Source organism: Nocardiopsis sp. LOL_012, assembly GCF_048060475.1.
Lineage (GTDB): Bacteria > Actinomycetota > Actinomycetes > Streptosporangiales > Streptosporangiaceae > Nocardiopsis.
In genome coordinates, this window is the sequence record NZ_JBHMIV010000043.1 from 1 (window position 1) to 13,039 (window position 13,039).

At 72.6% G+C, this 13,039-nt stretch carries 13 protein-coding genes; 8 read left to right on the forward strand and 5 right to left on the reverse strand.

Annotated features, from left to right (window positions below; genetic code table 11):
• Nucleotides 1–122 precede the first annotated feature (122 nt).
• The 8 genes from ACFHWE_RS21225 to ACFHWE_RS21260 all read left to right on the forward strand — a co-directional run bounded on the left by ACFHWE_RS21225 (nucleotide 123) and on the right by ACFHWE_RS21260 (nucleotide 8,692).
• Entirely contained in the window at nucleotides 123–569 is a 447-nt protein-coding gene (locus ACFHWE_RS21225; RefSeq protein ID WP_416603548.1) for a roadblock/LC7 domain-containing protein, read from the forward strand.
• A complete protein-coding gene (locus tag ACFHWE_RS21230) occupies nucleotides 566–1,408 on the forward strand; it encodes a hypothetical protein (RefSeq protein WP_416603549.1) in 843 nt (280 codons plus the stop codon). Before ACFHWE_RS21225 ends, ACFHWE_RS21230 begins: the two co-directional genes overlap by 4 nt.
• Nucleotides 1,405–2,643, forward strand: coding sequence for a hypothetical protein (locus tag ACFHWE_RS21235; protein WP_416603550.1), 1,239 nt, complete (start codon nucleotides 1,405–1,407; stop codon nucleotides 2,641–2,643). Before ACFHWE_RS21230 ends, ACFHWE_RS21235 begins: the two co-directional genes overlap by 4 nt.
• A 62-nt stretch (nucleotides 2,644–2,705) precedes the next feature.
• Nucleotides 2,706–3,395, forward strand: a complete 690-nt coding sequence (locus ACFHWE_RS21240; protein WP_416603551.1) for a methyltransferase domain-containing protein — start codon at nucleotides 2,706–2,708, stop codon at nucleotides 3,393–3,395.
• A complete protein-coding gene (locus tag ACFHWE_RS21245) occupies nucleotides 3,392–6,301 on the forward strand; it encodes a beta-ketoacyl synthase N-terminal-like domain-containing protein (protein ID WP_416603552.1) in 2,910 nt (969 codons plus the stop codon). The genes ACFHWE_RS21240 and ACFHWE_RS21245 overlap by 4 nt, the downstream gene beginning before the upstream one ends.
• 103 nt (nucleotides 6,302–6,404) lie before the next feature.
• Nucleotides 6,405–6,701, forward strand: coding sequence for a WhiB family transcriptional regulator (locus ACFHWE_RS21250; RefSeq protein WP_416603553.1), 297 nt, complete (start codon nucleotides 6,405–6,407; stop codon nucleotides 6,699–6,701).
• A 611-nt stretch (nucleotides 6,702–7,312) separates the two neighbouring features.
• Nucleotides 7,313–8,155: a hypothetical protein gene (locus ACFHWE_RS21255; protein ID WP_416603554.1), complete on the forward strand. Its 843-nt coding sequence runs from the start codon at nucleotides 7,313–7,315 to the stop codon at nucleotides 8,153–8,155.
• Nucleotides 8,156–8,692 carry an NUDIX domain-containing protein gene (locus ACFHWE_RS21260; protein WP_416603555.1) on the forward strand — a complete coding sequence of 179 codons (537 nt, stop codon included), beginning with the start codon at nucleotides 8,156–8,158 and terminating at the stop codon, nucleotides 8,690–8,692. It begins immediately after the preceding gene.
• Here the strand turns inward: ACFHWE_RS21260 and ACFHWE_RS21265 are convergent.
• The 5 genes from ACFHWE_RS21265 to ACFHWE_RS21285 form a co-directional block, all read right to left on the reverse strand.
• Nucleotides 8,679–9,284 carry an exonuclease domain-containing protein gene (locus ACFHWE_RS21265; RefSeq protein WP_416603557.1) on the reverse strand — a complete coding sequence of 202 codons (606 nt, stop codon included), beginning with the start codon at nucleotides 9,282–9,284 and terminating at the stop codon, nucleotides 8,679–8,681. The genes ACFHWE_RS21260 and ACFHWE_RS21265 overlap by 14 nt on opposite strands.
• Complete coding sequence (locus tag ACFHWE_RS21270) at nucleotides 9,278–10,120, reverse strand: 5'-3' exonuclease (RefSeq protein ID WP_416603558.1); 843 nt, start codon at nucleotides 10,118–10,120, stop codon at nucleotides 9,278–9,280. The genes ACFHWE_RS21265 and ACFHWE_RS21270 overlap by 7 nt, the downstream gene beginning before the upstream one ends.
• Before the next feature lie 76 nt (nucleotides 10,121–10,196).
• A complete protein-coding gene (locus tag ACFHWE_RS21275; RefSeq protein ID WP_416603559.1) occupies nucleotides 10,197–11,498 on the reverse strand; it encodes a glycosyltransferase family 4 protein in 1,302 nt (433 codons plus the stop codon).
• 11 nt (nucleotides 11,499–11,509) lie between these two features.
• On the reverse strand, nucleotides 11,510–12,313 hold the full coding sequence (locus ACFHWE_RS21280; RefSeq protein ID WP_416603560.1) for a reverse transcriptase domain-containing protein: 804 nt from the start codon (nucleotides 12,311–12,313) through the stop codon (nucleotides 11,510–11,512).
• Entirely contained in the window at nucleotides 12,289–13,038 is a 750-nt protein-coding gene (locus ACFHWE_RS21285; RefSeq protein WP_416603561.1) for a WbqC family protein, read from the reverse strand. The genes ACFHWE_RS21280 and ACFHWE_RS21285 overlap by 25 nt, the downstream gene beginning before the upstream one ends.
• Nucleotide 13,039 lies beyond the last annotated feature (1 nt).

The following is a 13,039-nucleotide window of genomic DNA, read 5'->3' on the forward strand; positions in this document are numbered from 1 at the left end:
CGGGGCGAGGGAAGGGATATGCATATCGTATCCGCAGCGCCCTCCGATGAATATGCACGCGCGCATAAAGCATATATGAGCGAACATGGACTTATGCGCACCGGCCCGTGACAGTAAAGGCCATGTCCACTTCAACTGTGGAGGCGCCCACCGCGGACGACGTACCGCGCATCGTGGGCGACCTCTCCCGTACATCCGCTGATGTCCGAGGCGTCGTCGTGTTCGGCCGCGACGGGGTGCTGCGCGTGTTCGCACCGCCACTGTCGTTGCAGGAGGCCGAGCGCTGGTCGGCGCTGCTCAACCAGATCGCGTCCCTGGCGCGCGGCGCGGGCAGGCTGCTGGCGCGCGGCGGTCTCGACAGCACGCTGCTGCGGGTGAGCGCCCGCCAGGCGGCGCTGCTGCAACCGGTCAACGACGCCTTCGACATCGGGGTGGTCGTGGAGGTGGAGGGCGGCGCGCACCTGGCGCAGATCGCCCACTCCACCGCCACCGCGGCGGCCCGGCTGTCGTCCGTGCTGCCCGGCCGGGTGTCGCGGAGCATCGGCGCCCCGGTACAGGCGGCGGCATGAACACCGTTTCTGCTTCCCCAGAGCCGCGGCGGCGCCCGGCCGGGATCGGCCGCTGCCCCGGGGTCGTGGTGATGGACCACTCCCTGGTGCGGCCCGCGCCCCACACCAGCGCCCCCACCGGGTCGGACTACGAGCGGCGCGTGTTCGAGCTGTGCGCGGCTGTGGATCGTCCGGTGCCGGTCATGGAGCTGGCCGAGGCGGCCGGGTGGCCCAGCGCGGTGACCAGTGTGGTGGTCAGCGATTTGATCCACGCCCGCCGTCTGATGCCGTGCGCGCCCGCCGCTCCGGTCGCGGCGTCGCGGGTGCTGGGGCACTTGTTGGAGGGCGAGCGCGCGCAGACGCAGGAGGCGGGAACCGCCAGGCTCCTCGTGGTCGGCGCTGAGGGCGCCGAGGGCGCGTTGGAGGCCTTCCTGCGCCACATCGGCCGCACCTATCCGGTCGGCCCCGGCCCTGAGTGCCGCGACCGGGTCGTGCACGCCCTCAAACGGGTCGGGCCGATGTACCTGGCCGTCACCGGGGTGCGCGGGCCCACCCTCGCCCGGGATCTGTGGCCGGACCTGGCCCGCCACGCCCAGGCGGCGCTGCTGCTGGTCAGCGACCGGCACCTGGGGCGGGGGCGGGCCGCCGCCGAGCTGCTCACCGGACAGGAGGATCTGCCGGTGCTGGTGGTGGTGCACCTGGCCGGGGAGGAGGAGCTGCACGGCTCTCAGGTGCGCGAACGGTTGGGCCTGGGCGAGCGGGTGCCGGTGGTCATGGTCGACGCCCACGCCCCGTCCTGTATCGCCGTGGTGGCCTCGGACGTGTACCACCACCTGATCCGCACGGGGGAGGGCCGATGACGCGCGTCATGATCGCCGGGTCCGGGCACGCCGGGCTGGGGGTGGCCACCGCCCTGCTGGCGGCGGGGGTGGAGGTGGACGTGTTCACCACCCACACCACCGAGGAGCTGCTCGCCGGACAGCCCCGGCTGACGCAGTTGACGTTCCCGACCGTGCACGGCCTGGAGCGCAAGGCCGGGCTGGACTTCTGGGACCAGATCGCGCCGGTGTTCTCCCGGATCGGGTTCACCGTCGCCCCCGGCGGGGCCGAGCGGCAGTCGTTCACCGGCCGCCAGGACGCTCTGGGCACGGCGGTGGACCACCGCGCCAAGACCGCGAACTGGCTGCAGGAGGTGGAGCGGCGCGGCGGTCGCATCCGCGTGCAGACGGTCACCGGCCAGGCGCTGGCCTGGTTCGCCTCCAGCGGCATGTACGACCTGGTCGTGGTGGCGACCGGGGACAGCGATCCGCACCTGGCTCCGCTGTTTCCCGTCCGGGGCGGAGCGCGGGCGGACGCCGTGCGCGCGGTGGTCCAGGCCCACTTCGAGGGCGCCCCGCCCGGGCCGGACGTGCAGGTAGTCACCACCCCCTTCGGGGAAGTGTTCACCTACCCGGTGCTGACCGCCAACGGCGACCCTTCTTTCCCGGAGGTGTATCCGGCCACGTGTGTGCAGATCTACGCCCGCCGAGGCGGGCGGCTGGACCCGGGGAGCGAAGGGATCGGTGCGGGCCGGCGCGCCGAGCACCTGCAGCGGCTGTGGGACTTCGCCGCCCGGGCGCTGGACACCTACACGCCCGATCTGGCCGAGTGGTGTGCCGGGGCCGACATGGTGGCCCGTTCGGCGCTGCTGCGCCATGTGCGGCCGGTGGCGCGCCGTCCGGTCGCCGTGATCGGGGGCACCCCGGTGCTGGGGGTGGGGGATGCGGTGCTGACGGTGGATCCCACCTCCGGGCAGGGCGCCAACGCCTCCACCCTGGCGGCGGCGACCGTGGCCGGGGCGATCACCGAACGGCTGGGGCGGGGCGGGCCGCTGGCCGACGCCGCCTTCCTGGAGGGCGCCTACGCCGCCTATTGGGAGCGGCACGGCCGGTTCACCAGCCTGTTCTCCGAGCTGGTCACCGATTTCTGGTCGGGTGCGCTGCCCGCCCATGTGCCCGAGCGGTTCGGCCGGAACTTCACCGACCAAGCCCAGGCCGACCGGATGGTCGTGGGCTGGGACGACCCCTCCACCCTCGGCTGGCTGCTCGATCCCTGACCCGTGGCCCGACTTCTCGTCCGCTTCTCCGATGGCGCGCTGCGCCGATGCGAGGTCCCCTCATGCCCGAACACCCCTCCCCCACCACTCGCGAACCGGCGGCGCCCGGTATCTACACCCGCCTGGTCATGCGCGCCCTCTACCCCCTGTGGGTGCACGGCCTGTGCCACCGCCTCGCCTGGGGGGTGTCCAACCGCTGGCTGCGGCGCACCTACCGGCTCCGGGCGGGCCACACCCACCTGAGCGTCGGACCGGGCAACGGCGCGTTCCTGCGCCACCTGCCGCAGGGCGTGCGGGAGCTGCACCTGCTGGACTTCTCCCCCCACTGCCTGCACCTGGCCGCCCGGGCGGTGCGCCGCCGCCGCGGTGTGGCGGTGCGCCCCCACCTGCAGGACGTCCTGGAGGCCTGGCAGGGGTTGGGGGAGGGCAGTGTCGATTCGGTGGACTGCGTGATGGTCGCCCACTGCCTGCCCGGCACCTCCCTGACCGACAAGCAGGTGCTGTTCTCCGAGGCCCACCGGGTCCTGCGGCCGGGCGGGCGCTTCTTCGGCGCCACCGTCCTCACCGGCGGCCCCGGGGTAGGGGTCAACACCTTCGCCCGACGGCTCATCGGCGCCTACACCCGCCGGGGCTGGTTCTCCAACCAAGGGGACACCTCCACCGGCCTGGTCGAGGCGGTGCGCGCGTTCTTCCCCGACGCGGACGTGCGGGTGCAGGGCTGCACCGGGGTGTGGGTGGCGGTCAAGCGATGAGCACCGACACGAGTTCGGGTCAGGACGCGGTGGCGGTAGTGGGGATGGCCTGCCGCCTGCCCGGCGCCATCACCACCCCCCAGGGGTTCTGGGACGCGCTCCTTCAGGGCCGGGACCTGGTCACCGACCCAGCCCCCGACCACCCTCGCGCGGACCTGCTGCCCGCCGCCCTGCTCGACGATGCCGAACTCGGGTTCGACGCGGCGCACTTCGGCCTCTCGGCGGCTGAGGTGGCGGCGATGGACCCCCAGCAGATGCTGCTGCTGGAACTGGTCGAGGAGGCCTTCCAGCACGCCGGGACCACCCTGGCCGCCTGGCGGGGCCGCCGGGTGGGCCTGTGGGTGGGTTCCTCCTGCCTGGACCAGGCGCTCCTGCGTCTGGGTCCGGGGCGGGGCGGCACCATGGTCGACACCGCCGGCGCCCTGCCCTCCATGCTCGCGGGCCGGGTCTCGCGCCACCGGCTCACGCACTGGCGCGGCCCCTCAGAGACGATCGACACCGCCTGCTCGGCCTCGCTGGTCGCACTGCACCGGGCGCGCACGGCGCTGGCGTGCGGGGAGGTGGACCTGGCGGTGGTGGGCGGTACCAACCTGCTGCGTCTGGACACCCACACCCGCATGTTCCGCGCCTCCGGCGTCCTCTCCGCCCGGGGTCGGGTGCGGCCGTTCGACACCGGCGCGGACGGGTTCGTGCGCGGTGAGGGTGCCGGAATGGTCGTGTTGCAGCGCGTCGGTGAGGCGCGTGCGGCGGGGGTGGCGGTACGGGCGGTGCTGGTGGGCAGTGAGACCGGTTCGGATGGTTATGGCACCCCGATCGGCGCACCCTCGGTGCAGGGCCAGCGCGAGCTGTTGGAGTGGACCTACGCGCGCACTCCAGTCGAGCCGGGGCGGGTGGACTATGTGCAGTGCCACGGCACCGGGACACGGGCCGGGGACGCCGCCGAGGCGCGGGCGCTGGGGCGTTTCCTGGCCCGCGACCGGGATACCGGAGGGCCGCCGTTGCTGGTGGGGTCGGTCAAGGCCAACCTGGGCCATCTGGAGGGCGCGGCGGGGATCGTGGGGCTGATCGCGGCGGTTCTGGCGCTGGAGCACCGCACGGTGCCGCCGACTATCGGGCACAGCCGCCCGCTGCCGGTGCTGGCCCAGTTGGGGTTGGAGGTGCCCACCACCGCGCGTCCCTGGCCGCGCACCGGACACCTTCCGACGGCGGCGGTGCAGGCGTTCGGGTTCGGCGGCACCAACGTCCACGCCGTCCTGCAGGCCCCATCGCCTGTCGACAGCGCGGTCCCCGGTTGCGGTGGGGAAGAGAGCGGCGACCATCTGGTGCCGGTGTCGGCGTCCAGCCCCGCAGCGCTGGAGAAGACCGCCGCCCGGTGGGCGGACGCCCTCGAAGAGTGCCGCCTGAATCTGGGGGCGGTGGCCTCCACCGCCGGGCACCGGCGCGACCACCACCGCGGCGCCCGCGCCGCCGCCCTCGCCCACACGTCGGCCGAGGCGGTGCGGGCGCTGCGCGCCGCCGCCGGACGCCCCACCGATACGGCGCTGGCCGGGCCCAGGGTGCCGTTCCAGGGTCGGCCGCGGGTGGTGTTCGTCTACCCCGGCCACGGCGCCCACCCTCTCGGGGACGACGGGCTGGCGGCCGGGGAGCCGGTGTTCGCCGCCGCGCTGGAGCGCGCCCGCCACGCCCTCCACCGCCACAGCAACGGCAACCCAGGCAGCGGGTTGGGGCGGGTGCAGCCCGCCCAGTGGGCGTGGCAGGTCGCCGCCACCGCCCTGCTCGCCTCCTGGGACATCACCCCCGACGCGGTGGTGGGCCACTCCCTGGGCGAGGTCGCCGCCGCCACCGCCGCCGGAGCCCTCACCCTCGACGACGGCGCCCGCGTGGTGGCCGAGCGCAGCCGCCTGCTGGAGCAGGCCGCCCCCGCCGGGGGTCTGCTGGCCACCGCTTTGCGCGCCGACCAGGCCCACGCCCTGGCCGCCGACCGTCCCGGGGTGGGGGTGGCCGCCCTCAACGCCGACCGCTCCACCGTCCTGTCCGGGCCCGAGGCGGACCTGGCCCAGATCGCCGCCCGCCTGCACGCCGACCGGGTGTGGCACCGGCCCGTGGCCGGGGCGCCGCCCGCGCACAGCCCCCTCATCGAGGCGTCCGCCGCAGAGCTGGCCGACCGGCTGCACGGCCTGTCCCCCACCCCGGGGCGGGTGGCGATGCACTCCACCGTCACCGCAGCTCCCATCGGCGGGACCGAGCTCGGGGCGCGCTACTGGGGGCGCCAACTGCGCGCCACCGTGCACCTGCACCGGGTGGTGCGCGCGCTCGCGGAGCAGGAGCATCCGCTGGTGGTGGTCGAGATCGGCGCCCGGTCGGTGCTGGGCGCGGCGCTGGCCGACACCCTCACCCGCGCCCGGCCCCGCTATGCCGTGGACCCGCCGCTGGTCGCGGTGGGGGTCAGCGGGGAGCAGGAGCGCACCGACGCCCTGGCCGCGCTGGCGGGGCTGTACACGTTCGGACTCGACCCCGCCTGGCCCGCCGCGTGGACGAGGGCGGTGGAGCTGCCGCCGCGCGCCTGGACCCGCACCACTACTCCCGGCCCCTCCTCCGATGGTGAGGGGGCGGCGGGGGTGCTGGCCGGGTGCACACCCGACCAGGGGCGCACGGTCATCGCCGAACAGGTGCGCGCCCTGCTCGCCCAGATGTCGCCGACCGACGACGTGCACGGGCGGGACCTGGCCGAGCTGGGGCTGGGCTCGCTGGCCCTGACCCACCTGCACCACCAGCTCCTGCGGCGCCTGCCCGACCTGGCGGGGATGCCCGCCCACACCACGCTGTCCTGCCGCACCCCCGACCAGCTCATCGAGGCCGTCACCGCCCACTGGCGGCCCTCACCCGCACCCACCTCGGTGCCCTGACCCCCGCGCCGAGGAGTGAAGACCCCTGCTCCGCCCCGCCCCCTGAATTCCCCTAACCCCGGGGCGGAGCAGGCCCCCCTTTTCATACCGGCCCACCGACCCGATGACGGAAGAGACGATGCGCACCGCCCAGACCGACCCTTCCCGCGCCAACTGCCGCGCCGCCACCGTCGACCCCGACGCCCTGTTCGTCAAAGGCAGGGAGCAGAACCGGGCCCGCCTCATCTGTGAGGGCTGCCCGGTGCGGCTGGACTGCCTGACCGAGGCGCTCAGGGACAGGATCGAGTTCGGGGTGTGGGGCGGTATGACCGAACGCCAGCGCCGGGCGCTGCTGCGCCGCCACCCCCACGACTGGGACCTGCACCTGACCACCCACGTCCCTGTGGGCGGGCAACGGTGAGCACACCGGCCGCAGCGCTATATGCCCCACTGTTCTCAAGGGCAGAGGTTCCCGGCATCGCCCAATCTACGACGCCGCTTTCCTCAGCAAGCCCTTCGTGATCCACTGCTCCATGGAGGTGCTCGGTGGACGTTTTCCCCTCATCCGCTGCTCTACCTGAACACGTCTTGGAACGCGTGGACGTGCAGGACGCTCTGGAACGCCACGATTTCGGCCAGGTGTTCTACCTCGCTCGCAAATGGGGCGGGATCAGCTACAGCAAGATCGCCGAGGCCTGCGACATCAAGCCCGAACGTGTGGGCACACTCGCCCGGGGCGAAGGTGCTGTCACGACCCACGAGAAGATTCTTCAAGTGTGCGATGGCCTACGTATCCCGGGCCACGTGGTCGGGGTACTGCCCCGTCCTTGGGAAATCCACGATGGGAAACCCCAGTCCGGATACACCACGTCTGGTGTTCCCTCTTCGTCCCCGTCGGCACCAGTGCCCCGAGGACCTGCACCCGGCGATCTGTTGTGGACACAGGCAGAGCAAGGAACGGAGGCCGAAGCGGTCCAGGCTTTCCGCCTCGCTGATCGCCAGGTGGGAGGAGGCCACCTGTACGCAGCGGTCATGCAGTACCTCTCCAGCCGGGTCGGACCCCAACTGGTCTCGGAGAGCAGTACCCCGGGCACCTTCGTCGCCGCTGCCGGGCTGACCGAGATGGCCGGGTGGATGGCACACGACGCCGGGCGGGACGAGGTCGCCGCCCGGCACTTCCAACGCGCCCTGAACCTAGCCTACGCCGGAGGGGGCGGTGCGCTCACCGCTCAGGCATGGGCCAGTCGCGCACACCTGTCTCTGCACAGGGGCGAGACCGCTGCCGCGCTCGTGGCCGCCGAGCAAGCATGGCGGCATCTCGACGGCGGCGAGGACGTCGCTTTGCGCGGCAGGATCCTGGCCATGCGGACCCGGGCCCACGCCGCGAACGGCGATGCGGCTCACAGCCGAAGTTCACTCGCCCAAGCCGAACGCCTCCTCACCTCCGCGTCGTCCGCCTCGGCTTCGGACTGGACCAGCCCTTTCGATCTCGGATCGCTGGCCAGTGAGGCGGCCCGGAGTATGTGCGACATCGGCGACTACACGGCCGCAGCCGAACATGCCCGCCACGCCTTGGAGCTGCGCACCCCGGATCGCGTACGCGCCCGCTCCCTGGCCTCGCTGACGCTCGCCCGCGCCTTGGTCGGCCAGAGGAGGATCGACGAGGCCAGCGCCGTGGCCCAACGGGTGGGGCACGCTACAGCCGGGGTGGGGTCGTTGGTGGTCACCGGTCAGCTTCACCATGTTGTTGAGACCCTGGCCCCCTACAGCAGCGTGAACGGTGTGGGTACGGTGCTTGCAGAGCTGCGCGGTGTCCTCACCCGGCACCAGGGGATGTACCACTGGTTGGGCGATGAGGACCGGAAAGGGGCCTGAGTGGGTGACAACGGGGCGCAACCGCTCTATCTGCGTGATCCGGCGGCGTGGCGGGAACAGCTCGCCGAGGGCAACCGAACCCAGCCGCGCAAGCGCGTGGCCGCTGAGGTCCACCTCCACGATGAGTCCGGGCGGCTGCTCCTGGTCGACCCCGTCTACAAGCCGTACTGGGACATCCCCGGAGGGATGGTCGAGGCGAACGAGCCTCCCCACGACGCCGCCGTCCGGGAGCTAGGCGAGGAACTCGGCCTCGAACCCGTGCTCGGTGCTCTGCTGTGCGTGGACTGGGTGGCACCGCACGGCCCGTGGGACGACCTGCTGATGTTCGTCTTCGACGGCGGGACGCTCTCCTCCGAGCGGGCCGCCTCTCTCCGTCCGACCGACGGGGAACTCCAGGAACTGCGCTGGTGCACCCCCGCCCAAGCCGAGGAGTTGCTCCGCGAGGACGTGTGGGCCCGTACCCGGGCCGCCCTCAGTGCCCGGGAGGCACATCAGACGCTCTACCTGCATGGCGGTCGGCCGATCAGCGGGGGTTGACCGATCGGCGCACGGGCCCCGGGCTGTGGTGTGCGTTGAGCGCGGCGAAGAACAGGTCCCTGGCCCACCGGGCGTCCTCCAGCGCATGGTGCAGGTTCCTCCCCTCGGCGGTGATCCCCAGCTTGGTGGAGACCTCCCATGAGCTGGAGGGCGGCACCACGCCCAGTGCACCTGCGGCGTAGACGGCGGCGTCGATGAGCTGGTAGTGCCAGCCGGGTGTGAGTCCGTGTCGGCGGAGCATCGCCGTGATCGTGCCGGCGTCGGCGTCGGGGACCACGCCGACCCACCGCGCATCCTGGGTCAGTTCGGCCACGGCCGCGGCCACTTCCGCCTCTGTGGCCCTCTCGGCCCCGTCCGCTGGTGGGGCCGGGTAGCGGTCGCCGAACCCGCCGACGGCCAGCGCTTCGGGTGCGGCGTTGGTGAGGTCGAGGTCTTCGATGATCCAGACGTGCTCGGTGGTGCGGCGGCCCGTATCGCGGATGACGGCGATCTCCCACGGGCGCCGGTGGCGTTCGTCCAACGTGGTGAACTCGGTATCGACGAACACCACCGGCCCGTCCGGGGCGGCCCATGCCTGCCCGGCGGTCACCACAGCCGCAGTCCGTCCAGGATGCGGGCCGCTGGGAGCAGTTGCGGGGTGGGGCCGGTGTCCGGTGCGGGGGTGAGCGGCACCTTGTGGTCCAGGTGGATGAGTTCGCGCCAGCGGAGCAGGTCTTGGCGGTGGGCGAGGACGCGTCGCCCGACAGTCCCGCTCAGCCGGTCGGAGGCCAGCATCTCGTCCAGGCCGATACCGCCGGAGAGCAGGCGCCGGGCGGTCACCGGGCCGACGCCGCGCACCCCGGGGATGTTGTCGGAGGGGTCGCCGGTCAGGGCCCGGTAGTCGGGCCACTGGCGGGGCAGGACCCCGAACCGGTCGAGGACGTCGGCCGCCGCGGTGATCTGCCGTTCGGCTGTGGCGGCGGTGTTGAGCACGCGGGTGCGGGGCTGGTCCAGGAGTTGGAGGAGGTCCCGGTCGCCCGACATCACCAGCACCGGCCGGTCGGCTTGGACGGCGCCGGTGGTCAGGGTGGCGATGACGTCGTCACCCTCGGCGGTGTCGATCTCGGTCCAGGGCACCCCGGCCAGGTCCAGGCCGCGTTTGGTGTCGGGCAGCGACTGGATGGGGCTGTGGTCGGCGTCGGCGCGGTTGGCCTTGTAGGCGGGGTCGGCCTGGGCGCGGGCGGTGCTGCCGTGTTCTCCGTCGAAGACCACGACGGTCTGGTGGTCGGCGGCGTGGGCGCTGTGGGCTTTGCGCAGCAGGGCGAGGAACCCGAAGACCCCGGTGAGGTCGCGGGTGCCGTCGCGCGAGGTGATGCGTGCGGGGAACCCGAAATGGCACCGGTAGAGCAGGTGGTGGCCGTCGACGAGGAGCAGGGGCGTGGGCGACATGTTCGTTCCCGGAGAGCATGTGGGCAGGACAGGGAGGGCCTGTGACCGGGGCGAACGGGTCCCATCAGCGGGAGTGTCAGAGTAGCGCACCAGTCCTGTGCTTCGCCCAGAAGAAGCGCAGTGTGGCACTGAGGTTGGGGACGATGTCGCGCCTCTCGGCAGCCTCGGCGTACGCGGCCGGTCGCAGGCGGTCCAGGTCGACGTCGGAGAGCCCGAGGGCTGCACCGATCGCCTCGGTCAGTCCGCCAGACCGATCCGGCGGATAGAGGAGGCCGGTGGTGCCGTGGCGGATCTGTTCGACGAACCCGCCGAGCCGGGGTGCGATGACCACCGGCCCTCCCCCACGTGCCCAGCAGGCGACTTCGAAGGGGACGTTGGCGAGTGTCTCCGAGCGGGAGGGGCATACGACGGCCCGGGTGGAGGGCACGCTGCACAGCGCTCGAGGCAGATCGCGGGTGAAGTGCGGCACCAGGGTCGCGCGCAGTCCCCTGCAGCGGATCTGGTCACGGTAGCGCTTCAGCAGGGGGTCGCGGTCGTGGAAGGGGACGACGACGGCCACGAGGTGCACGCGGTGGGCCAGCGGGGCGAGTGCGTCGATGAGCAGGTCCAGCCCTTTAACGGGATCGGTACGGCCGAAGGTCGCGATGATCGGCCGATCCCGGGGAACACGGTAGGAGTCCAGGACGTGGTGCGCGCGGGGAGGGGGCATCGGGTGCAGGTCGGCGGTGGCCAGGTCGAGGCTGGAAGCGTAGGGGGCGAGCCGGTCAGGCGGCAGGCCGTAGTCCTCGGCCAGGTGGCGGGTGAAGAACTCCCCGACAGCGCCCACCCGCACCCTGGGATCCGCAGTGGCGGCAAGGGCCTTCTTCTCCCACTCCACACGCCCTGGTTCGCGGGTCCGGTGCAGCAGCGCGCTGCCGTACAACGCCACTAGCACCTGTACCCGCTCAGCGGCGGAGGCGGCCAAGGAGACCAGGTGGCCTCCCGCGCCCGCGTAGGGGGTGTCCACCGCGACGAGCAGCACCCGGTCGTAGTCCTGGGCCAGCCGTACGGCCAGCTCGGCGGCCTGCTCGGAGAGGCGTTCCCATACCGGCAGTGACCAGAACTCGGCGGCGGGGTCGTGGTCGAGTAAGTGCAGGAGCGCTCCCGAGGAGGCCAGTCGGGCGCGGGAATGTTCGAGGAGGGCCGGGTCGTAGCCCCACAGGTGCGGTCCGGGGGCGGGGATGGCCATGTGCAGGTCGAACCCGCCCACGTTCGCGAAGAGTTCCCGTCGTCGGTGTTCGAAGGCCGACAGCAGGGTCTGGGTCTGGCGGGCGATGCCGTTGGTGCGGTTGGCGATGCCGTTGAAGGTGCAGTAGAGCAGCGCGCGGCGTTCGGTCATGTCGGTGTCCTTCATCCGGCCAGGTACAGGTCCTCGGGGTTGGGGCGCCAGACCTTGGACTTCTCCGGGTGGGGGCGCATCCCCTGCTCGCCGAGCGCCGTCTCCAGTGCGGTCATGGCCTCCGCCGCTTCGGTGGGCGTCGGGGTGAAGGCGGTGTAGTTGTCGGTCAGCCGCACCAGTTCCAGGTGGCGCAGTGCCTCGTGCCGGTCGACGCCGAGCAGGCGCACGTTGGTGAGCATGGGGCTGAGTCCGCTTCCCGGGTAGAGCGGGGAGGGGAGCGCGTTCAGCGCGGTGCGCATGACCGCCAGGAAGGCGCCGTCGTAGATGTGGACGGCCAGGGCGGTGATGATCTCCTCCGTCTGCGCGCCGCTGGTCACCTTGGCCACGTCCAGGTCGGCTACCCAGGGCCGACCGGCAGTGAGGTGCGCGGCTGCGGCAGCGACGGCCTCCACCCGTCCCCGGCGAGGCCGCCATCCGAACAGCCATGGCGGGTAGGCGTCGCGGTCCAGGACCGGTTCGGCCGCCTGGCGCAGGGCCCGGTGCACGATCCGGTCCTCGACGGTGGGGACGCAGACGCGCAGTTCCTTGCCCCAGCCGGGCCAGGAGACCAGCCGGGGCGGCACCGGTGCCCAGGTTCCGTCGGCCAGGCGCTCGGCCAGCCCGTCCAGGCGTGTGTCGAGTTCCTCGCGGTAGTGGGACCAGGTGAGACCGTCCGGTCCGGGTGCGCCGCCTCGGCGCATGCAGGCGCGGGCAGCCCGTTTGAGCCACCGTGTCTGGGTGAGCAGGGGCATCAGGCTGTGCGGGGCGGCCGACACGGAAGCGTCGCCTCCTCCCAGGGATGGATGGCCGCGGCGTTCGCGAACAGGTCCTTGGCTGCGGGGCCGACCCACATGAGTGTGTCCAGCGCGGCCAGAGCCGGAGTGAACTCTCCGCGTCCCTGCCGGTAGACAGGCGGGGTGTAGGAGGCCACCTCCACAGCGATCCCGGCGCGGGCGAGGGCGCGGCGGTCCAGGTAGGTGGGGCCACTCGGCCCCACACGCAGGCGGGTGGCGCCTCTGGACCGGGCGAGGTCGAGCAGCATCTGTGTCCGGGTGCCTTGGGGGCGCAGACGGCTGGAAGGGGTGAGGGTGACGGGCATTCCCAGCGCGTGCAGGACCAGTCGGATCAGCGCCGTGTTCAGGTCGGCGAGATGGGACCAGGGGCGGTGGTAGATCGCGTGCAGCGGTTCGGCGTAGCGATCCCAGTAGGGGGCCCGCCGGTAGCTGTCGGTGATCGACCGCCAGTGGCGTGCGGCCCACGGGCCCTCCGCGATCCGCACCTGGCTGATCGGCTGGCCGAAACCGCGCCGGACCGGAACCGTCAACCGCAGCGTTCCACCGTGTGGTGCGCGGATCACGTTCCGGCACTGGGGTCCCCGCCCGACGAACTGCACGTGGTCCAGCAGCACCAGTTCGTCGACATCCATGAGCCGGGAGAAGTATCCGCCCCAGGGCAGGTAGGCGGGTTGGTGGGCGACCAGTACGGCGGAAGGTCCGGGCATC